Origin of the sequence: Lysobacter sp. HDW10 (assembly GCF_011300685.1) — a bacterium.
GTDB lineage: Bacteria > Pseudomonadota > Gammaproteobacteria > Xanthomonadales > Xanthomonadaceae > Solilutibacter.
In genome coordinates this window covers 851,004-876,860 of the sequence record NZ_CP049864.1, presented here as the reverse complement: position 1 = coordinate 876,860, position 25,857 = coordinate 851,004, and the positions used below count along the sequence as shown (strand labels likewise).

Genomic DNA, 25,857 nt, shown 5'->3' with positions numbered 1-25,857 from the left:
CAGTCCGCGAAACAGTCGAGTTCGATGATAGCAAGCAAATTCCGTATCATTGAAGCGTTATCTAAACCGTAGACTGCTTGCATGAATCGGGCGCTTTCAGCCAACCAACGCACCTTTCTCGAGCTCGCAATGCGCATGGACGCCTTGCGTTTCGGCGCGTTCACATTGAAGTCCGGGCGCAATAGTCCGTACTTCTTTAATGCTGGGCAGTTCAACACGGGGGCCTCACTGGCGGCGCTGGCCGGTTGCTATGCCGAAGCCTTGTCTGAGGCGGGCGCGGACTTCGACATGCTGTTTGGCCCCGCCTATAAAGGCATTCCGCTGGCGACTGCCGTGGCCTGCGAATTTGCACGCCGTGGACGCGACTTGGAAGTGGCATTCAATCGCAAAGAAGCCAAGACCCATGGCGAAGGCGGCACCTTGATGGGTGCCTCGGTCGCGGGAAAGCGCGTATTGATTGTCGATGACGTCATCACGGCCGGCACCGCTATCCGCGAAGCGATCGGCCATATCGAAGCAGCGGGTGGCGTGGTCGCCGGCGTGGTCATCGCCTTGGACCGCCAAGAAATTCTGAGCGAAGATAATCGCGTCTCCGCCGTGAACTCGGTAAAGGCCAGTACCGGTGTTCCTGTGATTGCCGTCGCGACTTTGACCAATCTGCTTCATTTTGCTGAAGACAACACCCATTTAAAGCAACACCACGATGCCTTGCTGGCGTATCGTTCGAGTTATGGCAGCAACTGATCGGGGGATCCAGTGATGAATAAATTCATTTCAATCGCCATTTCGTCTGTGTGTGTCCTGGCTACTGCGCAGGTCATCGCACAAACTGCACCGGCGCAGCGCAAGGTCACGTGCTGGCAGGAAGGCGGTCGCCAGGTCTGTGGCGATGCCATGCCTGCGAGTGCCGCGAACAATGCGCGCAAGGTCTACAACGCACAAGGTGTGTTGACCGACTCTCAAGGTCGTGTGCTGTCTGCGTCTGAGCGTGCGGCGGTTGAGGCTGCGAACGCCGCACAAGCACAAACGGAAGAAGAGAAGGCGCGTGAAGCACGCGAGCAAATGGCCTTGGCAGAGTCGTATCCGAGCGAGCGTGATTTGAACCGCGCTTATCAGTTGCGCTTGGATATTTCCAAGGGCAGTTTGGTGGCTGCGGGTGCCTCGCTTTCAACGCAACGCAAAGCGCTGATTTCGGTCTTGCAACAAGCCGCTGAGTCCGAGCTCGCGGGCAAGCCCGTGAGCAAAGCGCAAGCCGACGCGGTAACGACTCAACGCGCCGTCTTGCGCAATGCCATGACCAGCTTGGCGCGTATGAGCGCTGAGAACGACAAGATTGAAGTTGACTATCAGGCCGCCGTGCAGCGCTATCGCAAGGCAAAATTGGTGCCTTTGGATACGCCGGTCATTCCTTTGACCGATTGAGCTTATCCGCAACATCTTGTGTTGCCTAAACGGGTCGACCCCTGTATCTTGGGTTTGTCGGTTCTGTGGTGACCCCACGGATGAAAAGGGAAGCCGGTTTGAATCCGGCGCTGCCCCGCAGCGGTACTTGGAAACGAAATCGCATTGAGCACTGGCCGAGTGAAGCCGGGAAGCTGCGAAAGTAGAGTGTCCTCTCAAGGACAATGTCCATAAGCCCGAAGACCTGCCGACAGCCGCGCGAAGCACAACGCGCGGTGCCGGCCGCAAGGTCTCCGGGGGGAGATGGCTGGTGCAGCAGAACGCGCCATCGGCGTCTTCGTTTCTGCGACACCATCCGCCCATCCTGAAACCTGCATGCCCGAGGGGGCAAGGCTGCGGTTTGCCCGTTGTTGGGCCTGCCGTGGGTTTGCCACTTCAGCCATCTGCGCGGGCAGTTGGCACGTGCATCACTCAGGAGTGGATTGCATGACACACAGCAGCGATATCGCCGTATTGGCGCCCGATACCCAAGAACCCACAGCATTTGATTTGACGCCCCCTCCGACGGGCGCCAGCATGCGCGTGCGCAAACGCAATGGCCAATCGGAATTGGTGGATCTCAACAAGATTGTTCGCGCCATCACGCGCGCAGCCGATGGCTTACATGCCATTGATCCGATGCGCGTGGCGACGCGCACGATTTCCGGTTTGTATGACGGTGCGACCACACGCGAGTTGGATGAATTGTCTATTCGAACGGCAGCGTCATTGACAGGCGAAGAGCCGGAGTACGGCAAGCTTGCAGCGCGACTGTTGACCGAGGTGATTGAGAAGGAAGTCGCGAGCCAAGAGATTCATGCGTTCTCGCAATCGGTGATGCGTGGACACGAGACGGGTTTGATCAATGATCGCCTGCTGGATTTTGTACAGAACAATGCGCGCAAGTTAAATGCAGCAATCGATGCATCCTGCAACTTGCACTTCGAGTACTTCGGCTTGCGCACCCTATACGACCGCTATTTGTTGCGCCACCCGCATTTGCGATGGGTGATTGAAACGCCGCAGCAGTTCTTTATGCGCATCGCGTGTGCTTTGAGTGAGGACGCTAGCGAGGCGATTGATCTGTACACAACGATGGCGAACCTGGAGTACATCCCGAGCTCGCCCACCTTGTTCAACAGCGGGACGCGTCACGAGCAATTGTCGAGCTGCTTTCTCTTGGATTCTCCAGAAGACACGCTGGCGTCAATCTACGCGAAGTATGGCGATATCGCGCAATTGTCCAAGTTCAGTGGCGGGATTGGTGTCTCGTTTTCACGCGTGCGCGCGAGTGGCTCTTTGATTCGTTCGACGAACGGGCATTCGAACGGTGTCGTACCGTTTTTGCGAACATTGGATGCATCCGTCGCCGCTGTAAATCAAGGCGGCAAGCGTAAGGGTGCGGCGTGCGTCTATTTGGAACCTTGGCACGCCGACATAGAGGCGTTCTTGGAGTTGCGCGACAACACGGGTGATGAAGCGCGACGCACACACAACTTGAATCTTGCCAATTGGGTGCCGGATCTGTTCATGCGTCGTGTTGAAGAAGATGCCGTGTGGTCCCTCTTTGATCCACGCGTCACACCGGAGTTTGTGGATCTCTTCGGTGATGACTTTGAACGCGCTTACGTCCAGGCGGAAAGTCTTGGCAAATTTGCAAAACAGTTGCCGGCTCGCGAACTCTATGCGCGCATGATGCGAACGCTGGCACAGACCGGCAATGGCTGGATGACGTTCAAAGATCATTGCAATCGCAAGAGCAACCAAACGGCCAAAGCAGGCAACGTCATTCACCTCTCGAACTTGTGCACCGAGATCTTGGAGGTCACGTCTTCTGCCGAGACGGCGGTGTGCAATTTGGGGTCTATCAATCTATCCCGCCACTTTGATGGAGACGGTGCGTTTGATTTTGTGAAGCTGGGTGAAACAGTGCAGCAAGCGATTCGCCAGCTTGATCGGGTGATCGACCTCAACTTCTATCCGATAGAGTCCGCGCGTCGCGGCAATCTGCGCTGGCGTCCGGTGGGGCTGGGGGTGATGGGCTTGCAGGACGTGTTCTTCAGGCTCCGATTGCCATTTGACTCCGACAAAGCACGTGCGCTTTCCGCGCGTATTTCCGAAACAATTTATTTCCACGCCCTCTCCACGTCGTGTGAATTGGCGATCGAGCGAGGTGCGCATCCCAACTTCAATGAGACTCGCGCCGCTTCAGGCGAACTGCAGTTTGATGCCTGGGGTGTCGTGCCGAATGAGATCGAATGCTGGGATGCACTGCGCGACAGAATCAAGACGCACGGCTTGCGCAACTCTTTGCTGATTGCAATCGCACCGACAGCTACGATCGCGTCGATTGCAGGGTGCTACGAATGCGTTGAACCGCAGACCAGCAATCTTTTCAAGCGCGAAACGCTCTCCGGCGACTTTCTGCAAGTCAATCGCTACTTGGTCGACGAATTGAAGAAGCTCGGCCTTTGGACGTCTGAAATGCGCGATGCGATCAAGCACGCAGAAGGTTCGATACAAAGCATTCAGTCAATCCCCCAACTGCTTCGCGATATCTACCGCACCACGTGGGAGGTGCCAATGCGTGGCCTCATCGACATGGCAGCAGACCGCGGTGCCTTTATCGATCAATCGGCGTCTCTGAATCTCTTTATGGAGAATCCGAACATCGGTGCAATGTCTTCGATGTACATGTACGCATGGAAGCGTGGCGTCAAAACCACCTACTACTTGCGCTCGCGACCCGCCACGCGCATCGCCAAAACGACCCTGAGCGCTGCAACGACTGATCAAGCCGCACTGGCCTGCTCACTTGAAAACCCGGAAACCTGCGAGGCCTGCCAATGAACACGAACAAGCACTTGCTGGACCCGGGCTTTGAGCTGACCTTGCGTCCGATGCGCTACCCCAAGTTCTATGAAATGTATCGCAGCGCAATTCGCAATACGTGGACAGTGGAGGAGGTGGACTTCTCACTTGACGTCAAAGATCTGTCGCACAAATTCGGGGACGCCGAGCGGCATTTGATTGAGCGCCTGGTTGCGTTCTTCGCAACGGGCGATTCCATCGTGTCGAACAATCTGGTCTTGAATTTGTATCAGCACATCAACGCACCGGAAGCGCGCATGTATTTGTCGCGCCAGTTGTATGAAGAGGCACTGCATGTGCAGTTCTATCTGACCTTGCTGGATACCTATTTGCCGGATCCTAATGCGCGTGCGCGCGCATTTGACGCGGTAGAGACGATCCCCTCGATTCGCAAAAAGGCTGATTTTTGCTTTAAGTGGATTGACAGCTTGCAATCGCTACGACGTATTGAAACGCGCGAGCAACGCAAAGCATTCTTGTTGAACCTGATTTGCTTTGCTGCCTGCATTGAAGGCCTGTTCTTCTTCGGCGCGTTTGCCTACGTGTACTACTTGCGTTCGCGGGGTTTGCTGCATGGCTTGGCTTCAGGCACGAATTGGGTGTTCCGCGACGAAAGTGCACACATGGCGTTTGCTTTTGAAGTGATCGAGACCGTTCGCGCGGAGGAGCCCGACCTCTTCGATGCAGATTTGCACGAACGCGTGGTCGAGATGCTGGAAGAGGCCGTCGATTGTGAGTATGCCTTTGCACAAGACACACTGTCTGGCGGCATTGCGGGTTTCTCTTTGCGGGATATGCGCACGTATCTTGAGTATTGCGCCGACCAACGCCTGCAACAATTAGGGATGCCAAAGCATTTCTTCGCGAGCAATCCGTTCCCGTTCATGGATTTACAGGATGTGCAGGAACTGACGAACTTCTTTGAGCGTCGCGTGTCGGCGTATCAGGTCGGCGTGACGGGCGAGGTGACGTTTGATCAGGCGTTCTAGCGAAAATCCGTCAATCGTGCCGCTGCCCGCAAAGTGATCCAACTCAGAGCGCTTGCTGTGAAGCAAGCGCTCGTTGATTCTGTCGACGAAGTCAGCGGCATGTACCGCGCGTTTCTATGGCATTGCGCAACGACACAATGACCGCAATTCTGTCGCTCGCTAGTCGCGAAACTAGAAGTTCAACTCGAGCTCAGGATCAATTTCCCGCAACTTGCCGCGGAACATTTCCTTGATTTCCTCAAGCCTTTCTTCCGTATTCGCTTCAAAGCGCAGCACCAAGATCGGCGTGGTATTGGATGCGCGCACCAAGCCCCAACCATCGCTCCAATCCGCACGCAGACCATCCAACTTGGTCAACTTCGCGCCATCAAAATCATTGAACTGTGAGAAGCGCGCGACAAAGGCATGCGGGTCGGCCACGGGTACTTTGATTTCCGGCGTTGCGATACCTTCCGGAATTTCCGCGAACACTTCATCGGCCGTTTCAGTACGACGCGCCAGAATTTCCAGCAAGCGCGCGGCCGCGTAGATGCCGTCATCAAACCCGTACCAGCGTTCTTGGAAGAAGAAGTGGCCGCTCATTTCACCGGCGAGCTCGGCTTCTTCTTCCTTCATCTTCGCTTTGATCAAGGAGTGACCGGTCTTCCACATCATCGGGCTGCCGCCACGACCCATCACGAAGGAACCAATGGCGCCGGTGCACTTCACGTCATGCACGATCACCGCACCCGGGTTACGTGTCAGCACGTCGTCTGCAAACAACATCAGCAAGCGATCCGGGAAGATGTTGTGACCCGCGCGTGTAACGACGCCCAGGCGATCACCGTCACCGTCGAAGGCCAAACCGATATCTGCATCGCGACGCGCGACCATATCAATCAGGTCTTCCAAATTGTGCGGTTCGCTCGGATCGGGGTGATGATTCGGGAAGTGACCGTCGATCTCGCAGTACAAACGTTCAACGGTTGCGCCAATGGCTTCGAGAACAGCGGGGCCGACTTCGCCTGCAACGCCATTCCCCGCATCGACCACCACACGCAGCGGACGTTCCAACTGAATATCCGATGCAATGCGCTCGATGTATGCCGGCGCGATGTCACGGCTTTCCACTGTCCCTTGTTGGCCTGCTTGATGCAGGCGACCTTCGCTGATGCGTGTGTACAAATCAGTGATGGCATCGCCTGACAAAGTCGTACCGCCGACTACAATCTTGAAGCCGTTGTAATCCGGCGGATTGTGACTGCCGGTAACGGCCACGCAAGTACCTGTGCGCAATTCATACGCGCCGTAGTACACGACCGGTGTGGGTGCCATGCCGATATCAATGACATTGCGTCCCGCAGCACGCAGACCTTCGGTCAGACCTTCCACCATGTTGAGACCCGACAAACGACCGTCGCGTCCCACGACGATATCTTTCAATCCCTTCTCGTGCATCAGGCTACCGATGGCTTGGCCGATTTTTTGCGCCACATCTTTGGACAAGGTGTCGCCGACCACGCCGCGAATGTCGTAGGCGCGGAAGATGCTCTTATCCACACCGGAAGCCGCACGGACCGCGGCGATTTCACGCAACGACTGTTCGCGCGCTTGACGTGCCGCTTGGTTGGCTTGCAAATGCTGATCGACCAAATCTGACACCGTGACTGCAGAACCATCATCAGCAATGACTGCACCGGCCATTTCGTCTGGCGTGGATGCGGCACGTGCTTCAGCAGCAGCTTTGCGGCGCTTGGCTTGTTCAAGCAACAACCACAGACCGCCCAACACGCCCAACAAGCCCAGAATCAATGAGGGCCACACGGTCAGTCCGAATACGCCCGGCGGCACTTCACCTGTCACTGCCAGCACAGACAATCGCGTGCCTTCAATGTCTTTGCTTTGACCACCTGCTTTATCCGCAATGCTTGAATCACCCGCGCTCGCGATGGTCGAGCGCCCTTGCATCAACGCGACATAGCTGCCGTCAGTCGCTGCACCGGTGACCAAAGACATCACGGGCGCGGCAGATACTTGACCCAAAGCGACGTCACCATTTTTCAATGGCACACCCACCGCCAACACGGTGGCGCTGCCGGATTTCACAAAGGCGAGTTGGGATTTCTTGGTGTTGATCACCGATTCCGCCAGGGCCGTGCGGCCATAGCCCGATGCGCTTAAGTCGGCGTAGAGCACTTCCAGGTCCGGCGAAAGCACTTCAGCGCGTTCAACACCCGGCCACGCGGTTTGGAAGGCGTGTTTTGCGGCTTCGCGATCGCCCAAAGCGACAGCGCTTTCAACCGCGGGATCCTTTGCGGCCTTCTCAGCTTCTTCGACGGTCTTTTTCAATACGGGTCTCAACGTGCTGATCACACCGTTGCGCAAATTGCCCACATTGCCAATGCGGTCACCCTGCATCTTTTGACTGACGCCTTGCCATGCGAGAAACGCACCCAAGCCCAACAGGAGCACGCCAAGCAAAGTCTTTGCTTGATCGCTGCTGCCTTTGCCTACGTCCAACTTAATCTTCGCCATGAATAGTCCTTATCAGCGCACGCCTGTGTGGCCGAAGCCACCTTCCCCTCGTGCACTCGTTTCAAATGCGTCCACAACATCCAGTGTCACACGGACGATAGGTAAAACCACCAACTGAGCGATGCGATCACCCGGCTCTATCGTAAAAGCCTCCTGACTCCGATTCCAGACGCTGATCATCAATGGCCCTTGATAATCGGCGTCAATCAGGCCGGTGCCGTTGCCCAACACCACGCCGTGCTTATGGCCAAGGCCTGAGCGCGGCAGAATCACTGCGCACAAGCCGGGGTCTTCTACATAAATGCTTAAGCCTGAAGGCACCAATTCCGTGCCGCCGGGCTGCAGGGTGATGGCAGCGGTTGTCGCGGCACGAAGATCCAAGGCTGCGCTGGCGGCCGTGGCGTATTCCGGTAATGGCCATTCATGGCCGAAACGTGCATCGAGAATTTTGACTTGAAGGCGTTGCGCACTCATGCGGGAAATGCATCCTGAATATGTTGAACGAGTCGCCGTGCGATGGCGTGTTTGCTATTGGGGCCAAGCGTGGTTTCGCCGTCGGCCCAAACGAGTTGCAAGGTATTGCGGTCGGATTCAAATCCGCCACCTTCAACCCCGACTTGATTGGCGCAGATGAGATCGAGGCCTTTGCGTTCGAGCTTGCCACGCGCGTAGGCAATCACGTTGCGTGTTTCGGCAGCGAATCCGACGACGACACGCGGCCGCTGCGCATTGCGTGCGACGTCAGCCAAGATGTCGCGCGTGCGCACGAGTTCAAGCGTGAGTCCGCCTTGATCGGATTGCTTTTTGATCTTGTCGTTGGCCACGTGTGCAGGTGTGAAGTCCGCGACGGCTGCTGCGCCGATATAGACGTCAGCCGGCAGCGACGCCATGACCGCGGCATGCATATCTGCCGCACTGCGCACGTCGACTCTTGAAACGTCGTCAGGCGTGTCGAGGTGCACGGGACCTGCAATTAACACGACCTCAAAGCCCGCATCGCGCGCAGCTTCCGCAACCGCGAAGCCCATCTTGCCGCTACTGCGGTTGCCGAGGAAGCGAACAGGGTCGAGATCTTCGTATGTCGGACCGGCAGTAATGATCCAGCGAGGCGCAGACACGGACGCTTATCCTTTTTGGCCGTAAAGCGCTTCTGCAATCATTTCGGGCTCGACCATGCGACCCGGGCCATGTTCACCACACGCCATATCGCCACTGTCTGGGCCGACGACGTGTACGCCGCGCGACTTGAGCACGTCGACATTCGATTGCGTGGCCGCATGTAGCCACATGCGATGGTTCATCGCCGGCGCTACAAGAATGGGTGCAGTCGTCGCGAGGCACAGGGTTGTGACCAAATCATCAGCCATGCCGTGTGCCAGTTTGGCCAAGGTATTCGCCGTGGCAGGCGCGACAACGACCACATCTGCCCAGCGTGCAAGTTCGATGTGCCCCATTGCAGCTTCGGCATTGGGATCCCACAACGAGCGTCGCACCACATGGCCTGAAACGGCCTGTAGTGCGGCTTCTCCGACAAATCGTGTGGCGTTTTCAGTCATCGCCACTTGGACGTCAGCCCCGCGGTCGCGCAGTCGGCGCACCAGAATGGGTGCCTTGTAGGCCGCAATGCCGCCACAGACGCATACCAGGATCCGTTTCGCTACACCGGCATGAGGGTCTTGCATCGGGAAAATCCCACTGAAATCGAAGTCACAGCTTACCCGATGCAGTGTCTGCGCCCGACAGTGTGACGGCGATCAACCGCTGAAACTGGCTGCACTGAATTCATTTGAAAATGCGATGCACATTCGAGATTGGCCGATTGAAGAACGGCCGCGCGAAAAATTGTTGAAACGCGGCGCACCTGCCTTGTCGGATGCGGAACTGCTGGCCTTGTTCATCGGCAGTGGCGCACGTGGCGAAGATGCTGTCGCAGGCGCGCGCGCCCTCTTAATAGCGTGCGGCGGGATGCGTGGGCTGTTAGATAAGCCCACCACCGCGATGCAACGCTTGAAAGGTTTGGGGCCTGCACGGGCCGCCTTGCTTGGCGCGGCCCTCGAATTGGGCAATCGGCATCAGGCCGCGACTCTGGCGCGCGGCGATGCCTTAACCGATCCTGCCTCTGCCGCGCGCTACTTCAGCAGTCGACTGCGCGCGTCGCCGCACGAAATATTCGCAGTGTTGTTCTTAGATACCCGGCACCGCGCGTTGCAATTTGAAGAGATGTTTCGCGGCACGATTGACGGTGCAGAAGTGCATCCACGGGAAATCGTGCGCCGCGCCTTGGAATGCAATGCGGCCGCGATCATGGTCGGCCACAACCACCCGAGCGGTCACAGCGAACCCAGCGCCGCCGATCGCGCGGTCACCCAGCGACTCAAACAGGCCTTGGCCTTGGTCGATATTCGTTTGCTCGACCACTTTGTGATTGGCGATGGGCCGCCAGTCTCGCTTGCCGCAAGGGGCTGGATTTAGGCGCTCCGGTACAATAGGCCTCTTCTCAAGAACCTTGTCCTGATCGTGAAATCCCAGTTGCGAGCCCTCGTTGCGTCGGCCATCCAATCCCTCGTTGAAGCCGGCACCCTGCCCGCAGATGCCGTCATCCCCGAGTACGTGATCGAGCGCCCGAAGGACCCGACCCACGGTGATTTCTCGACCAATGCGGCGATGGTGATGGCCAAGGCCGCGCGCGGGAATCCGCGTCAGTTGGCGACCGCTTTGGTTGCGGCGATTCCGACCGGTGGCTTGGTTGACCGCGTCGACATTGCAGGCCCGGGGTTTATCAACTTCCACATCACGGCGGATGCGTGGCGTTCGGTCGTGCGCGATGTGCATGCGCGCGCCGCGGCCTATGGTCAGAACACGACTGGTGCAAATCGCACGGTGGGCGTTGAATATGTCTCGGCCAACCCCACCGGCCCGCTGCACGTGGGGCATGGTCGCGCGGCCGTGATTGGTGATTGCATCGCACGTGTGTTGCACGCCAATGGCTGGCATGTGGCGCGCGAGTTCTATTACAACGATGCCGGCGTGCAGATCGAGAATCTCGCGTTGTCTGTGCAATCTCGTGCCAAAGGTCTGAAGCCGGGCGATGCCGAGTGGCCGGAAGCCGCCTATAACGGTGACTACATTGCAGACGTCGCACGCGCTTATCTGGCCGGTGAATCGGTCACGGTCGACGACAAGACGGTGGTCGGCAAGAACGATGTTGAAGATCTGGATGCCATTCGTGCGTTCGCCGTGGCGATGTTGCGCCTTGAGCAGAATGACGATCTTGCAGCCTTCGGCGTGCGCTTTGATCGCTACTTCCTCGAATCTTCCTTGTATGCGGATGGCAAGGTTGAAGAAACCGTCGAGCGCTTGAAGGCCAAGGGTCATACCTACGAAGAGGGTGGCGCGCTGTGGTTGCGCACCACAGACTTCGGTGACGACAAAGACCGCGTCATGCGTAAGTCCGACGGCACCTATACCTATTTCGTGCCGGACGTGGCGTACCACCTGAGCAAATGGCAGCGCGGCTACGAACGCGCGGTCACCGAACTCGGGGCTGACCATCATGGTTCGCTGTCACGCGTGCTCGCCGGCCTGCAGGCCTTGGATACCGGCATTCCTGCTGGCTATCCCGAATACGTATTGCATCAAATGGTCACCGTCATGCGCGGTGGCGAAGAAGTGAAGCTCTCGAAGCGCGCGGGCAGCTATCTAACGCTGCGCGATCTCATTGAAGAAGTCGGGTGCGATGCCACGCGTTGGTTCTTGGTTGCCCGCAAGCCCGATTCACAATTGGTCTTTGATATTGATCTGGCCAAGACGCAGTCGAACGACAACCCGGTGTACTACGTGCAATACGCACACGCGCGCGTCAGCAGCTTGTTGCGCCAGGCGCAAGAAAAGGGATTGTCGGTCGATATCGACCGTGGTTTGAACACGCTCGACGTGATTGCGGACGAAGCGTCATTGAATTTGATGATGGCACTCTCGCGCTTCCCTGAAGTGGTGGAGAGCGCAGGTGCACAGCTTGAGCCGCACGCGATTGCACAGTATTTGCGCGAGTTGGCAACGGCGTTCCATACCGCGTACCATGCGCGACCCGTGTTGGTCGCAGATGAAGCGGAGCGCAACGCGCGTCTCGCGCTCTGTACAGCGACAGCGCTAGTGTTGAAGAATGGTTTGGATTTGTTGGGCATGACTGCCCCGGAGAAGATGTAAATGGCACAAAATCGTGGCCGCCAGCCGGCCCGTCGCAGCTACAGCGGTCACCGTAATGGCGGCATGCCGGGTTGGGCTTGGCTTTTAATCGGTGCGTTGCTCGCAGCGTTACTGTTTCTGTTTGTGCCGCGCTTTATGAATAAGCAAGACGGCGGATTCTTCAAACCTACGCCGAATCCCGACGCACAGCCCATCGCCAGCAGCGACGAAGCTGAAATGACGCCCGAAGCGCAGGCAGCTGCGGCGAAGTCTGCGGCTGAAAAGAATCCGGCAGATCCGAACTACTCGTTCTATGACATGTTGCCCGGCGATGAAGTCAAGTTGACCGACGCGCAACTGGCCGCCATGGCAAAGGCTGAGAAAGAGAAGGCGGACGCGGCTGCCGCCGCGAATGCAGACACAAGCACGGCTGCGGGCGAAGACACCTCATTGCCTAAGCCCATCGACAGCGCGACGGCGTCAACGACGCCGACGGCAGCGCAACCGACTGCGTCGGCAGAAAAGCCCAAGGCAACGGAAGTCGCGAAGGCTGAAGCGGCCAAGTCTGCTGCCAAGGCAGCCAACACGCCTTATATCTTGCAAGCCGGTGCATTTGGCGAAGCCGCGCAAGCAGACGAGTTGAAAGCGAAAGTCGCGATGCTCGGTTTGAATGCACGTGTCGAAGAAGCCACGATCAATGGTAAGACCATGTTCCGCGTGCGGATGGGGCCCTATGCCACCGCCAGCGAGCTCACCACGGCAAAAACCAAGTTGAGCAATGGCGGCTTAAACGCCGTGCCGATCAAAGCCAAGTAAAACGAACCACCACGCGCCGGGAGGCCAGCATGAAAACTTTGTGCGTCACCGGCGCGACCTCCGGTTTTGGCAAAGCCATTGCCGAAAAATTTCTCTCGGAAGGTTGGCAAGTCATTGCCACCGGACGCCGCGCTGAACGTCTGGCGGCATTGAAGTCGCGCTGGGGTGATGCAATACACGTCGCCACCCTGGATATGCGTGACGAAGCCGCGATTGCCGCGTTTGTTGCCGAACTGCCGGCGCAGTTCAAGCGCATTGACGTGCTGGTGAACAACGCGGGCCTTGCACTCGGTACGCAACCGGCGCAACGTGCAGACCTCGCGCAGTGGAAACAAATGATCGAGACCAATGTCACCGGCCTCGTCACCTTGACCCATACCCTGTTGCCGAGATTGATCGAATCCAAAGCTTTGATCGTCAATATCAGCTCGATCGCAGCAACCTACCCGTACACGGGCGGCAATGTGTATGGCGGTACGAAAGCCTTCGTCTCGCAATTCTCATTGGGCCTGCGTTCCGATCTGCACGGCACCGGCGTGCGCGTGAGCAGCATCGAACCTGGCATGGCCGAGACCGAGTTCACCTTGGTGCGCAATGGCGGTGATCAGACCGCTTCAGACACCTTGTACAAAGATGCGTCACCGATTGTCGGCGAAGACATTGCGGATCAAGTGTGGTGGCTGTCGCAACTGCCACCGCACCTGAATATCAATCGATTGGAAGTGATGCCGGTGCGTCAGAGTTTCGCCGGCTTCCAGATCAGCCGCGACTAAACGCCGCGATTATTCCGAAGTTTTGCCGTCCCAATGGTCGGCTTCGTGGTTGGCCTCGGCATCTGCCTTGGTCGCATGCACCGTCCCATCTTTGTGTTCCGGCGGGCCATACACGGTATAAAAACGTAGCGGCCCGGTGCCCGTGTTGATGACATTGTGGCGCGCGCCCGCGGGCACGATGATTGCATCGTCATCTTCAACGGCATGCTTGACGCCATCGATCTCGACGCTGCCTGAGCCTTCTTCGACGCGAAAGAATTGATCGCGGTCGTCGTGTACCTCTGCACCAATATCCTCACCCGCTTGCAAGGTCATGAGCACCAACTGCAGATGTGCACCGGTGTACAACACGCGACGAAAATCCGTGTTGCGCTTGGTTTGCTGCTCGATGTTGTCTACATAACCTTTCATGGGTGTCTCCAATTAATCCAGCGGGGTATCGTCAAGATACGTATAGGCAGTGAGTCCGGATTCAAGCGCGGCATTCAAGCGCTCCGCCTCTGATTTACTGAGGTCGACAGCGCCCACGCGCGCGCGATAGATGCGACGCAAGTCTTCGAGCTTGTAGCCGACATAGTCGAGCATGACATCGGTGGTATCGCCACGTCGTTGCTGTGTGACACGGCATTCGCCCTCATGCACTTTCACTTCGATGGCATCGGTGTCACCGAACAAGTTGTGAATGTCGCCGAGAATTTCTTGATACGCACCGACCAAGAAGAAGCCCAAGCGATAGCGCTCACCCTGGCGCAATTCATGCAGTGGCAGCGAGGTATCAAGATCTTCGTTCTCGACGTAGACATCGATCTTGCCGTCCGAATCGCAGGTGAGGTCAGCGATGATGCCACGGCGTTTCGGTTCTTCATTCAAGCGTTCAATCGGCACGATCGGAAACACTTGATCGATGGCCCACACATCCGGCATCGACTCGAACACGCTGAAATTGACAAAGTATTTGTCTACCAAGCGTTCGTTGAGCTCATCGAGCAAATCGCGATGGCTCTTTTCGTCATAGGTCAGACGTGCTTTGACCGCATGGGCAATGGCATAGAACAAGTCGTCGATGCGCGCACGTTGCACCAAATCAATTTGACCCAAGGCATACAAAGACAACCCCTCGGCATGTGCTTGCGTCGCTTCGTGGAAAACCTCAACGGCCGGTCGTTCTGCCAGTTCCGCATGCAACGCACGCAGATCTTGCACCGGTTGTGATTCGTCGTCGTTTTGCGGCGGCACGCGGCCTTCAGGGGCCTTTTCGACCTCGCTCACGTTCGCAACCAACACTGCGTGATGCGCGGTCATTGCACGACCACACTCAGTCACGATGCGCGGTTGTGGCAAATCATTTTGCTCACACGCCTGCGCCAAGGGCTGCACGATACTCGACGCATAGTGATGCACGCCGTAGTTCACCGAGTTGTAGCTACGCGAACGCGTGCCTTCGTAATCCACGCCTAAACCACCGCCCACATCGACGTGGGAAATCTTGGCGCCGAGCTTGGACAGCTCAACGAAATAGCGCGTCGCTTCCCGCATGCCGTTCGCGATATCGCGCACGTTCGAAATTTGCGAACCCATATGGAAATGCAAAAGCTCAAGGCAATCGCCGAGTTCCGCGTCACGGAGTGCCTTCCACAGATCCAACACCTGGCGCGGATTCAAACCGAACTTGGCCTTGTCGCCGCCTGAGTTTTGCCATTTGCCTGCGCCGAGCGAGGCAAGCCGCATGCGCACACCAAGACCTGGCTTCACACCGAGATTTTTTGATTCTTCCAACACCAATTTAAGTTCTGAAGGTTTCTCGATGACGATGTACGTTTGCAAGCCCAGCTTGCGACCAATCAAAGCGAGGCGAATGTATTCCCTGTCCTTGTAGCCGTTGCACACAATCAAGCCACCGGGGCGCGACAACGCCAAGACCGCCATCAATTCCGGTTTAGAGCCGGCTTCCAAACCAAAGCCTTCGCCATGATGGCTGGCCAAGGTGCCGGCCACACCTGCGTGTTGATTCACTTTGATCGGATACACAGCCGTGTAACCGCCTTGGTATTCCCAATCGGTTTGCGCCTGTGCAAACGCGGCCTGCAACTTGGCCAAGCGATGGCCAAGGATGTCCGGAAAGCGCACGAGCACGGGCAAATGCGCGCCGCCTTCAAGCGCGCGATTGACGGCTTCGGCCAAGGCAATGCGCGGGCCGCCAACGCCCAATGGCGACACAACAACGCGACCCGCTTCGTCGACGTCAAAATACCCTTCCGACCAATGTGGAATGGAATAGGTCTTGCGAGCGGCGTCGAGGTTCCAGGTGGTCATGCGGTCAATCCGAAGCAGGGGAATGTCTTGCCGCCATTCTACGTCCCGACGCATTCACGCAGTGTTGTTCTTGTGCATTCAGGCGTAACCGTCGCTCCGCTACAATTCGCGCTTCAACCCGCAACAGATACGGCAAAACCATGACTCCGAACGACTGGCACTACGAACCCTTTGAACCCACCGGCTCGGCCATTGGCTTCCGAATCAAGGGCAAACTCGACGAAGTGCAGTCGCCGTTTCAGAAAATTGAGATTTTCGAGTCGACCGACTGGGGCAATTTGATGCTGATCGACGGCGCGATGATGCTCACCACGCGCGACAACTTTTTCTATCACGAGATGATTGCCCACCCGGTGCTGTTTTGCCATCCCGCGCCCAAGCGCGTGGTGATCATCGGCGGTGGTGATTGCGGCACCTTGCGCGAAGTGCTGAAGCATCCGGGTGTGGAAAAAGTGACCCAATGCGATATCGACGAACAAGTCACGCGGATGGCGGAAAAGTATTTCCCCGAATTGTGCGAATCCAATGGCGATCCGCGTGCGGACATCATTTGGGATGACGGTCTTGCGTATATGAAAAATTGTGCGCCGGGCAGCGTGGATATCGTCATCGTGGATTCCACAGACCCCGTCGGCCCCGCCGAAGGTTTGTTCAACGCGGCATTTTTTGCCGACTGCGCACGTGCGCTGAAGGACGACGGCATCTTGGTGCAACAGTCCGAATCCCCGCTGGCGCTGCTTGATCTGATCAAAGAAATGCGCGTGGAAATGGGCAAAGCGGGCTTTACGCAATTTGAAACATTGCCGTTCCCACAGCCTTGCTATCCGACCGGCTGGTGGAGTGTGACGCTTGCACGCAAATCAGGCGCATTCCAGTTCCGCGAAGCAGACGCACGCGCAAAAGCATTTGAAACGCTGTATTACACAGCGGATGCGCATATTGGCGCGCGTCATTTGCCGCCTTTTGTTGCCGCCGCGCTCGAATCCTGAACAAGCGCCTATGCCGAAAAATTTTTGGTGACGTAGTCGAAGGTGCGACGCGTCATCGGTCGGCATACTGGTGGTATGGGAGCAGGGGCTAACAGACACCGTTTTGCGGCCAGCGTTCGTGCGCTTGTACGAACCTGTGCCTTGTGTGCGATTGCATGGTCGACTTTGGCCGCGCAAAGCACGCCTGTGCCTGCAGACATTCCGACGACTTTCAATCAAGCGATTCGCCATTTCCATGAGATGGAAATGCAACGCGGCGATGCCGGCGATTACCTGACGTATCTCACCGATGTTAACACCCGTTTTGCCGCGAAAGACAAGCAACGCAGCGTCCTGATCAGTGCGGAGCGCTGCGAATACGTGGATTTCGCCAGTGCTTCGGCAGCCACCATGTACATCGCCTCAGGCATTGATCGTGCGAAGCGCGAAGGAATGCCCATCGCCGAGAACATGTTTCGATTGTGCGAGCTCACGCTGCAATCTGAAGACTTGGATATGGCCGGCTTGGATGGCGTGATTGCGCGTTTCAATGCATTGGAAGCGCCCTATCAAAAAGCAAAAGCCCTGTGGTTACGCGCAGATGTGAACTCTGTACGCGGCAACATTGCAGATGCGCTGTTGGATTTCCAACGTGCGCGTGCAGCCTTTGAACGCGCGGGTGTCAGTGGCACGCAACCGAACATGTTGGCCGGCGAAAGCATCGCAAAGCGTCGCATGGGTGATCTGCAGGGCGCTGAAGTCACCATGCGTTCTGTGCTTGACGTTTGGAAGGCCGCCAACAATCCGCGTGAATCGGCGTATGCCTATATCCAGATCGGCTTCATTCAAATGGAAGCGGGTGACCCCGGCAGCGCGCTGGATTCCATGGCGTCTGCCTTGATGGAGGCACATCGTGCGCAAGATCCCGACATTCAACGCAATGCGTTGACGGGTCTTGCGTTAGCCCAAGTCCGCTCGGGCGAATGGCTGGCAGCCCTCGAGGCGATTGAGCGTGCACGAAGCTTGGCGCGACCGGGAGCGCCGCAAGATACCTTCGACACCGCGATGCTGTATTACGTCGAAGGCATGGCATTGGCAGGCAATGCCAAGTTCGAGCCTGGCATGGCAGCACTGGATAGCGCGCTCAAGCTCTTCGAAAGACAAAAAAATAATCGCTTGGTTGCATTGGTGCTCAGAGCAAAAGCGGATGCACTCGCTGCGGATCGCCAATTTGAGCCCGCGCTCGTGTTGTATCGACATTACATGCAGATGGAAGCGAGTCTGCAAAAGAAGATGCGGATTGAACAAGGCACGTTGTTGCGGCAAGAGTTCGAAATTCAATCGCAGGCGTTTGAAACACGACAGCTGCGCGTGAACCGTTTGGCGCAACAACACCAACTCGAAATCTTGCAGTCGACGCGCAAATGGCAGGGCCTTGCCTTGATCACTTCATTGGCGCTGATGTGCTTCTTGACCTATTTCGCGTGGCGCCAGTGGCGACAAGGTCGACAGCTGAATGTTTTGGCCAATGTCGACCCACTGACGCACGTCGCAAACAGAAATGGGGTTGAACGCTTTGCCGATGTGGAAATGCGCGTCGCCGAGGAAACGCATCGTCCATTGAGCATGCTCATGCTGGACATCGATCACTTCAAAAAGGTCAATGACACCTTCGGGCATTTGGTCGGCGATTTGGTGCTTCAAGAAGCAACACGCATATGGAGCACGGGCCTTCGTGCGAATGATTTACTGGGTCGTTTCGGCGGCGAAGAGTTTCTTGCGATCTGCCCGGGTCTGGATTTGGAGGCAGCGGGTCAGGTGGCGGAGCGGCTTCGAACGGCCGTGGGTGCTTTGCGATTGAGCGCCATTGATCCCGACCTGTCGATTACCGTCAGCATCGGTGTGGCGCAATACGTGCCGGGTGAATCGCGCAATGCTTGGATTGAACGTGCAGATCGCGCCTTGTACACGGCCAAAGAAAGAGGCCGGAATTGCGTCGTCTTGTCAGACGCCGTGGCTTAAAGGGCGTCGTCGTCCAGTTCGCCGGTGCGGATACGCACCACGCGCTCCAGATCCCAGACGAAGATCTTGCCGTCGCCAATCTTTCCGGTGCCTGCGCTGTGCATGATGGCTTCGGTGACCGCTTCAACCTGATCGCCGCTGACCGCCACTTCCAGTTTCAGCTTGGGTAGGAAATCGACGACATACTCTGCGCCGCGATAGAGCTCGGTGTGCCCTTTTTGTCGGCCGAAGCCTTTGACCTCGGTCACAGTGATGCCTGCCACGCCAACATCGGCGAGCGCTTCACGCACGTCATCAAGTTTGAACGGCTTGATGATTGCCATCACCATCTTCATCGCGGGGCTCCTTTATGCTGTTGCAAGCTTAATCGGAAACACCCGATGCGTGCTCGGGCAATTCGCCTACTGCCATCCCTGTTTGGGTGACGCAGCATGAGTACACACCCATCGAAAGGACATTCGCATGATCGATTTCAGTCAATTGGACGACCTCGCCCGCCGCCTCGGCAACTTGTTGCCGCCGGGCATCCGCGAAAACCGCGAGGAGCTCCAGCAGAACTTCAAAGCCGTGCTGCAATCCGGCTTGGCCAAGCTTGATTTGGTCACACGTGAAGAGTTTGAGGTGCAACGCGCGGTGCTCCTGCGCACGCGCGAAAAGATTGAAATGCTTGAGCGCCGTTTGGCCGAACTTGAGCGCGGCGCCGACGACGCCAACACGCAAAACGTCGCGCACTAAGCGCGGTCCCCGACATGGCTTTGGCCGTCGTGCACAGTCGTGCACGCTTGGGCGTGCGTGCGCCTGAAGTTGCCGTCGAGGTGCACTTGGGTGGCGGATTGCCGCGCATGTCGATCGTCGGCTTACCCGAAGCAGCGGTACGCGAATCAAAAGACCGTGTACGCGCTGCATTTGCCAGCACGCAGTTCGACTTTCCCGCGCGCGCGATCACAGTCAATCTCGCACCCGCCGATTTGCCGAAACAAGGCGGTGCGTTTGATCTTCCGATTGCACTCGGCATCCTGGTCGCCTCTGGGCAACTGCCGGCTCGCTGTTTGCAGGGACGCGAGTTCATGGGCGAGCTCGGCCTCACGGGTGATTTGAAGCGCATTCGCGGGGTCCTACCGGCCGCGCTCGCCAGTGCAATGGTCAAACGTCAACTCGTCATTCCGCATGCGAATGCCGAAGAAGCCGCTTTGTGTGAGACCTCAGACATTCGTACGGCACATGATTTGCGTGCACTGGTTGAACAGCTTCGTGCAAACGTACCGGCTGAGCCTTTGCGTCGGCCAATCAACGACTCGGACAAGTCGCATTGGCCTGACATGGCCGATGTGCGTGGCCAACAAGTGGCAAGACGCGCGCTCGAGATAGCAGCTGCGGGCGAACACCATGTGCTGTTCGCAGGGCCGCCAGGCTGTGGCAAGAGCATGTTGGCAACACGGTTGCCCGGCATCATGCCGATGGCGAGCGATGAAGAGGCACTTGAGACCGCCGCGATTGCTTCGTTGGCGACCACGGATGTGTCCACGCGTGCATGGCGACAGCGACCTTTTCGATCGCCGCATCACACGGCGAGTGCCGTGGCGTTGATCGGCGGTGGGCGCGACCCGCGACCGGGTGAAGTGTCGCTCGCGCACAACGGCGTGCTCTTTTTGGATGAATTTACAGAGTGGAGTCGCCATGCATTGCAGTGCTTGCGCGAACCGCTAGAGTCCGGCGTGGTGCATATTGCGCGCGCGTCAAAACAACTGAGCTATCCGGCGCGCTTTCAGTTGATTGCTGCAATGAACCCTTGTCCGTGCGGCTATGCCGGGGATCCATCGCAGCGGTGTGAATGCATGCCCGATGCCATTGCGCGGTATCGCGCCAAGGTTTCGGGTCCGCTGCTGGATCGGATCGATCTGCATGTGTCGCTGGCGCGTATTCACGCGTCCGAATTGCACGGCGCGTTGTCTCAGGGCGAGGGCAGTGAAGCGATTCGCGAACGGGTGGCAGATGCGCGGGGGCGCCAAGTGCTTCGGCAATCCGTGCCCAATGCGCGATTAGAAGGTGCAACGCTCACCGCACATTGCACGGAAGGCATGGAAGATGCCGACGGCTTTCATACGGCCAGTGAGCGATTACGTTTGTCTGCTCGGGCCAGCCATCGCGTGTTGCGTGTGGCACGCACCATTGCCGATCTGGCGCATGCAGCGCACATCGAACGCGCACATTGGCTGGAGGCCTTGACCTTCAGGCCACAAATCTAAGCATTACCTGGTCGGTTGTCGTTGGACCCAATAGCCCATCAGGGCAAAGACAATCGTGACGATCGTGAACGTCCACGGCAACACCCGCATGGCGCGATCAAACACGTGCATGAGATTTTCAGAGAAGCTCGCACCGTTGATAGCAGTTGGCACCATCAAGCTGATGTTGACCAGTACAAGCCCTACGATCGACAGACATAAGACAACCAGATAGGCAGGCGCGAGCATGCCGGGAATGACATGCGGCGCATCCGCGTAGCGCGCAGCGACGACCGGTGGATGTCCGAACGCGCGAAGGCGTTGTGCCAGTGGCGCCGTGTCATCACTTTGGCTCAAGAACTCTTCGAGGTCTTCGCGGATGTGGGTAAGCGTGCGCGCGCGGCGCCCCGGTACCAACCAACGATTCACCTGTTGCAGATAGCGTTCTACTTCTGTGTTCATTGTTGCGCTCCGTTGAGACGCTTTAGGCTTTCTGAAAGGGCGTGCCACTGCGCCAGCATCGTGTGCTGCGCGGCATGCCCCGCGGCTGACAAGGTGTAAAACCGTTTGACACGGGAATCTTCGAATCGCCGCTCACTGACGAGGAGTCCCTGAGTTTCCAGACGTCGCAGCATTGGGTACAAGGCCCCTTCTTCAATTGGAAGACCGGCGGCACCCAGAATGGTTCGCAGGTCTGCGCCGCACTGTTCGCCCTGACCCAGCGCACTCAAAACCGCAAGAATCAGGGTGCCGCGGCGAAGTTCTTGGCTCAGGGTGCTGTCGTCAATTGCGGGCGGCATATGGGGTTCCATTTCCCATAGCATCGCACACTGTGCGTCGCACAGTCAATTGTCCTTACCGCACCGCCTGGACCGGCTTTAGACCAAGCCGGTGAGGTAGAAGATGCCGATGATGAGGAATACCGCAAGGGTTTTGACGATCGTGATGGCAAAGATGTCTTTGTATGCCTCGCGATGCGTGAGCCCCGTAACCGCAAGCAACGTAATCACGGCGCCGTTGTGCGGCAAGGTATCCATACCACCCGACGCCATCGCGGCGACGCGATGAAAGACTTCCAAGGGAATGCCCGCGGCCTGCGCGTTTTGAATGAACGTATCTGCCATCGCCGCCAAGGCAATACTCATGCCCCCCGAGGCAGAGCCGGTGATTCCGGCCAACGCAGTCACAGTGACGGCTTCGTTGATCAGTGGATCCGGAATTTTGCGCAGGGTGTCGGCAAACAACAGGAACCCTGGCAATGCGGCAATGACCGCACCGAAGCCGTATTCGCTTGCTGTATTCATCGCTGACAACATCGCGCCGCCAATGGCGTCTTTGCTGCCGTCCGCAAAACGCTTCGCCACTGTTTTCCAAGCAAACAAGAACACCGTTGCGATACCGAGCAGCAATGCGCCCTCCACCGCCCAGATGGCCGCAATTTTCGATACTTCTTGCACAACGGGTGCCGGCGAGCCGATCACCGCTGGAATGAAACTCGCAGTCTCGCCATAACGCGCGGGAATCACCAAAGTCAGAACTTTATTCGCTACGCCAACAACGATCAGAGGCAGCAGCGCGATCATCGGGTGCGCCAAACGCACTTCATTGAATTCCGCAGGCTCGTTGCGCAAAGGCGTTTTTGTGGCGTAGCCCTCGCCCGCTGCCAATGCGGCGCGCCGACGCCATTCCAAGTACGCCAAGCCCACGATGAGAATAAAGACCGCGCCGACTGTGCCAAGCCACGGCGCAGCCCACGTGTTCGTTTTGAAGAACGTTGTCGGAATGATGTTTTGGATTTGCGGTGTGCCCGGCAACGCATCCATCGTGAAGGTGAAAGCACCGAGCGCGATCGTGCCGGGAATCAAGCGTTTCGGTATGTCCCCTTGACGGAACAATTCCGCGGCAAATGGATAGACAGCGAACACGACGACGAACAAGGACACGCCGCCATAGGTCAGCAGGGCACACACGAGAACGATCGCCAACATCGCGCGACTGGCACCCACGACTCGAATGGTTGCCGCCACGATCGAGCGCGAGAAACCCGACAACTCAATGACTTTCCCAAAAATCGCACCGAGCAAGAACACCGGAAAGTAGTTCTTCAAAAAGCCGACCATCTTGTCCATGAACAGGCCACTGAACATCGGCGCCACCAATCCGGGATCGGTGAGCAGGACGGCACCCAGCGCGGCAACGGGTGCAAACAAGATGACGCTGTAGCCGCGATAGGCGACAAACATCAAGAACACCAGAGCGGCCAACACAATCAGGAATGCCATCGCGGACTCTGCAGAAGGGAGCTGTCACGCAGTGTGGCAGTGTGGCCGGGCGCTTGCCCTTGTCCGAAAGTACGATGTGCGCGGACCCGCCGCGCGGTGATGATCACCCGGTACGCACTTTGTCCTTTAGGGGGACTTTCATGAAATCAACGCACCTCAGTCTTGCGATCGCCCTTGCGATCTCCGCAGCCGCACACCCTGCATTCGCGCAGGATGCAGCCCCGTCAAACAACGACGCCGCTCAGACCGAGGCGGCCAAGAAAGCGGCCGACGCGAAGAACACCTTGAATGCCGTGACAGTCACCGCACGGCGTCGCGCGGAAACCGCAAAAGATGTGCCGGTCGCCGTGAGTGCATTCAGCGAAGACGGACTGAAAGACTTGCAAGCCACGGATATCAGCGGTCTGCAAGGTGCGGTGCCGAATATGAATATCGTGCAAGGTCGCGGCTCGGCGAACTCAGTCAACGTGTTTATCCGCGGCATCGGTCAGCCGGACGCATTGCAGACGTTCGACCCGGGCGTTGGCATGTACGTTGACGATGTGTATTACTCGCGCATCAATGGCGCCCTGTTCTCATTGTTTGACGTCGGTCAGGTGGAAGTACTGCGCGGGCCGCAAGGCACCTTGTACGGCAAGAACTCCACCGGCGGCGCCATCAAGATCTCGACCAAAGATCCCTTCGTGGATGCCGTTCGTTCGGTTGAAATGACTGCAGGCTCGTTCGGACGCTTGGAAGGTCGCTTCTACATGGCCGGCAAGTTGAGTGACACGTTTGCAGCCAGCATTGCCGGTGGCGTGATGAAGAACGACGGCTATGTTCGCAACCCCACCAATGGTCAGGAATATAACGGCGACGACACCAAGGCGGTGCGCGCGAAATTGGCATTCCGTCCAAGCCATGCATTCGATGCAACGCTGAGTTTGGACTACACCAAACAAGACGCACCGCTCACCATGGGTGCAGCAACCGCACCGCTGACAGCCGTTGATTTGGCTACGGGCGCGGTCACCATATTGCAGCCGGCACCGGGCAATTACGACTACCGTGCACGCACCTCATTTGCCCCAGGCATGGGCCAAAAGATGACGCACTCGGGTGCATCGCTCAACATGACGTGGCATCTCTCGGATGCGTGGGCACTGAAGAGCATCAGCGCCTATCGCAAGCTGAAGACGGATTCGTATATCGATATTGACGCATCGCCATTCGAGCTTGGTGACGTTCGCGTGCAAGTCGATCAGAAGCAATGGAGCCAAGAGCTGCAACTGCAATACAGCAGCGACACCGTCAACGCGATCGTCGGTGCCTACCACCTCAACGAAAACGTGCCCTCGCACCAAGAAGCATATGCCGATGATTTCTTGCGTTACTTAGGTGCAAAAATGGACTTCTTGCGCACCATTGATGACGACCTGCACAACAAGAGCAGCGCGGTCTTTGCCAACGTCGATTGGAAGTTTGCACCGACTTGGGCACTTTCCGGTGGTATTCGCTACACGCGCGAAACCAAAACCTATAGCCGCACTACCAGCGTGTTCTACGGCTCACCGTTTACGGCATTGAATGGACGCGATCGTGCCGCAGATATCAACAATCGCAGTCAGTCGTGGAGCGCAGTCACACCGTCGTTGTCGATCACGAAAGCGTTCAGCGACGACATGACGGCCTATATCTCTGCAAACCGCGGCTTTAAATCCGGTGGTTTCAACGGCCGTGCCAACAACAAGTTCGATGCGGACCACGCTGTATTCAATCCCGAGTACGTGTGGACCTATGAAGCCGGCTTGAAGATGCAAAGCGCAGACCGTCGCTACTCGGCGAATATCGCGGCGTTCCATAGTGACTACAAAGACTTCCAAGCGCGCGTGTCAGAACACACCGCACCGGGTTCGGCAACGTTCTCTTTCCCGGTTTTGAATGCCGCTTCGATGAAAGTCGACGGTCTTGAGCTTGAAGGCAAAGCTGTCTTGGGTGCTGACAAGAACACGGTCGTTTCGACACAGATCGGTTGGATGCATGCACGCTACGGCGAGTTCAACGATCCGGTGACCAAGATCAATCCGACCTTGGCGAACTTGCACGATCATGTGCCGTTCTCGCCCAAGCTCTCTGCGCGATTGGCTTTACAACATACCTTCGACTTGGGTGAAGCAGGCGGTATTACCTTCGGCGCGGACGCAGCCTACCGTAGCCGTACATGGCTTTCGGTGGACAACCGTCCGGCACTCTCTCAAGCGGGCTACACCTTGTTCGGCATGTTCGGCTCATGGGATTCTTCGGACTACGCGTGGCAAGTGCGCGCGGGCGTGCGCAACTTGGGTGATCGCAAGTACAAGACTGAAGGTCAAGAGTTCTCAAGCGTCGGCAATATTCAAACCGTTTACTACGGTGCGCCGCTCAATGGGTATGTCAGCGTGCGCTACAACTTCTAAAGTGCGCATGTCTGTTCAAGTTAA

21 protein-coding genes, 1 pseudogene and 1 riboswitch are annotated in these 25,857 nt (G+C 57.3%); of the genes and pseudogenes, 13 read left to right on the top strand and 9 right to left on the bottom strand.

Features of this window, described 5'->3' with window-relative positions; genetic code table 11:
- Nucleotides 1-81: 81 nt before the first annotated feature.
- From pyrE to G7069_RS04200, 4 genes are all read left to right on the top strand, one after another.
- Nucleotides 82-744, top strand: coding sequence for an orotate phosphoribosyltransferase (gene pyrE / locus G7069_RS04215; RefSeq protein ID WP_166294605.1), 663 nt, complete (start codon nt 82-84; stop codon nt 742-744).
- A 15-nt stretch (nt 745-759) separates the two neighbouring features.
- On the top strand, nt 760-1,422 hold the full coding sequence (locus tag G7069_RS04210; RefSeq protein WP_166294603.1) for a hypothetical protein: 663 nt from the start codon (nt 760-762) through the stop codon (nt 1,420-1,422).
- A gap of 41 nt (nt 1,423-1,463) precedes the next feature.
- Nucleotides 1,464-1,668, top strand: a riboswitch (cobalamin riboswitch).
- 219 nt (nt 1,669-1,887) lie between these two features.
- Nucleotides 1,888-4,290 (top strand): ribonucleoside-diphosphate reductase subunit alpha, encoded by a 2,403-nt coding sequence (locus G7069_RS04205; protein WP_166294601.1) that lies wholly within the window; start codon nt 1,888-1,890, stop codon nt 4,288-4,290.
- A complete protein-coding gene (locus G7069_RS04200) occupies nt 4,287-5,300 on the top strand; it encodes a ribonucleotide-diphosphate reductase subunit beta (protein ID WP_166294598.1) in 1,014 nt (337 codons plus the stop codon). The genes G7069_RS04205 and G7069_RS04200 overlap by 4 nt, the downstream gene beginning before the upstream one ends.
- A 171-nt stretch (nt 5,301-5,471) precedes the next feature.
- Here the strand turns inward: G7069_RS04200 and G7069_RS04195 are convergent, their stop codons facing one another.
- The 3 genes and pseudogenes from G7069_RS04195 to coaBC form a co-directional block, all read right to left on the bottom strand.
- Nucleotides 5,472-7,814 (bottom strand): phosphomannomutase/phosphoglucomutase, encoded by a 2,343-nt coding sequence (locus G7069_RS04195; RefSeq protein WP_166294595.1) that lies wholly within the window; start codon nt 7,812-7,814, stop codon nt 5,472-5,474.
- 12 nt (nt 7,815-7,826) lie between these two features.
- Nucleotides 7,827-8,288, bottom strand: a complete 462-nt coding sequence (gene dut / locus G7069_RS04190) for a dUTP diphosphatase (RefSeq protein ID WP_166294593.1) — start codon at nt 8,286-8,288, stop codon at nt 7,827-7,829.
- Nucleotides 8,289-8,392: 104 nt separating this feature from the next.
- Nucleotides 8,393-9,496: pseudogene (gene coaBC / locus G7069_RS04185) on the bottom strand (bifunctional phosphopantothenoylcysteine decarboxylase/phosphopantothenate--cysteine ligase CoaBC); the annotation flags it as partial.
- A gap of 115 nt (nt 9,497-9,611) precedes the next feature.
- On the opposite strand from coaBC, the gene radC reads away from it, so the two are divergent.
- Genes radC through G7069_RS04165 form a run of 4 tightly spaced genes read left to right on the top strand, consistent with a single transcriptional unit; the run spans nt 9,612 to nt 13,588 of the window.
- A complete protein-coding gene (gene radC, locus G7069_RS04180; protein ID WP_166294591.1) occupies nt 9,612-10,286 on the top strand; it encodes a DNA repair protein RadC in 675 nt (224 codons plus the stop codon).
- A 45-nt stretch (nt 10,287-10,331) separates the two neighbouring features.
- Nucleotides 10,332-12,020: an arginine--tRNA ligase gene (gene argS, locus G7069_RS04175; RefSeq protein ID WP_166294589.1), complete on the top strand. Its 1,689-nt coding sequence runs from the start codon at nt 10,332-10,334 to the stop codon at nt 12,018-12,020.
- Entirely contained in the window at nt 12,021-12,815 is a 795-nt protein-coding gene (locus G7069_RS04170) for an SPOR domain-containing protein (protein ID WP_166294586.1), read from the top strand.
- A gap of 29 nt (nt 12,816-12,844) precedes the next feature.
- Nucleotides 12,845-13,588, top strand: a complete 744-nt coding sequence (locus G7069_RS04165; protein WP_166294578.1) for an SDR family NAD(P)-dependent oxidoreductase — start codon at nt 12,845-12,847, stop codon at nt 13,586-13,588.
- A gap of 9 nt (nt 13,589-13,597) precedes the next feature.
- Here G7069_RS04165 and G7069_RS04160 read toward each other — a convergent pair whose 3' ends face one another.
- Nucleotides 13,598-13,999 carry a cupin domain-containing protein gene (locus G7069_RS04160; protein ID WP_166294576.1) on the bottom strand — a complete coding sequence of 134 codons (402 nt, stop codon included), beginning with the start codon at nt 13,997-13,999 and terminating at the stop codon, nt 13,598-13,600.
- Nucleotides 14,000-14,011: 12 nt separating this feature from the next.
- Nucleotides 14,012-15,901, bottom strand: coding sequence for an arginine decarboxylase (gene speA / locus G7069_RS04155; protein ID WP_166294573.1), 1,890 nt, complete (start codon nt 15,899-15,901; stop codon nt 14,012-14,014).
- Nucleotides 15,902-16,041: 140 nt separating this feature from the next.
- On the opposite strand from speA, the gene speE reads away from it, so the two are divergent.
- Nucleotides 16,042-16,890, top strand: a complete 849-nt coding sequence (gene speE, locus G7069_RS04150) for a polyamine aminopropyltransferase (RefSeq protein WP_166294571.1) — start codon at nt 16,042-16,044, stop codon at nt 16,888-16,890.
- Nucleotides 16,891-17,031: 141 nt separating this feature from the next.
- A complete protein-coding gene (locus G7069_RS04145; RefSeq protein WP_166294569.1) occupies nt 17,032-18,891 on the top strand; it encodes a diguanylate cyclase in 1,860 nt (619 codons plus the stop codon).
- Here the strand turns inward: G7069_RS04145 and G7069_RS04140 are convergent.
- Nucleotides 18,888-19,226 (bottom strand): P-II family nitrogen regulator, encoded by a 339-nt coding sequence (locus G7069_RS04140; RefSeq protein WP_166294567.1) that lies wholly within the window; start codon nt 19,224-19,226, stop codon nt 18,888-18,890. The genes G7069_RS04145 and G7069_RS04140 overlap by 4 nt on opposite strands.
- 127 nt (nt 19,227-19,353) lie before the next feature.
- On the opposite strand from G7069_RS04140, the gene G7069_RS04135 reads away from it, so the two are divergent.
- Both G7069_RS04135 and G7069_RS04130 read left to right on the top strand, forming a co-directional pair.
- Nucleotides 19,354-19,626, top strand: coding sequence for an accessory factor UbiK family protein (locus G7069_RS04135; RefSeq protein ID WP_166294565.1), 273 nt, complete (start codon nt 19,354-19,356; stop codon nt 19,624-19,626).
- Between the two features lie 14 nt (nt 19,627-19,640).
- A complete protein-coding gene (locus tag G7069_RS04130) occupies nt 19,641-21,137 on the top strand; it encodes a YifB family Mg chelatase-like AAA ATPase (protein ID WP_166294563.1) in 1,497 nt (498 codons plus the stop codon).
- Nucleotides 21,138-21,140: 3 nt separating this feature from the next.
- Here the strand turns inward: G7069_RS04130 and G7069_RS04125 are convergent, their stop codons facing one another.
- The 3 genes from G7069_RS04125 to G7069_RS04115 all read right to left on the bottom strand — a co-directional run bounded on the left by G7069_RS04125 (nt 21,141) and on the right by G7069_RS04115 (nt 23,398).
- Nucleotides 21,141-21,578, bottom strand: a complete 438-nt coding sequence (locus G7069_RS04125) for a hypothetical protein (RefSeq protein WP_166294561.1) — start codon at nt 21,576-21,578, stop codon at nt 21,141-21,143.
- Nucleotides 21,575-21,916, bottom strand: a complete 342-nt coding sequence (locus G7069_RS04120) for a PadR family transcriptional regulator (RefSeq protein ID WP_205758751.1) — start codon at nt 21,914-21,916, stop codon at nt 21,575-21,577. The genes G7069_RS04125 and G7069_RS04120 overlap by 4 nt, the downstream gene beginning before the upstream one ends.
- A 78-nt stretch (nt 21,917-21,994) precedes the next feature.
- The gene (locus G7069_RS04115) at nt 21,995-23,398 is read right to left on the bottom strand and encodes a GntP family permease (RefSeq protein ID WP_166294557.1); all 1,404 of its coding nucleotides are present in this window, start codon (nt 23,396-23,398) and stop codon (nt 21,995-21,997) included.
- 140 nt (nt 23,399-23,538) lie between these two features.
- Here G7069_RS04115 and G7069_RS04110 point away from each other — a divergent pair, with 140 nt between their 5' ends.
- Nucleotides 23,539-25,833, top strand: a complete 2,295-nt coding sequence (locus tag G7069_RS04110; protein ID WP_166294555.1) for a TonB-dependent receptor — start codon at nt 23,539-23,541, stop codon at nt 25,831-25,833.
- Nucleotides 25,834-25,857 lie beyond the last annotated feature (24 nt).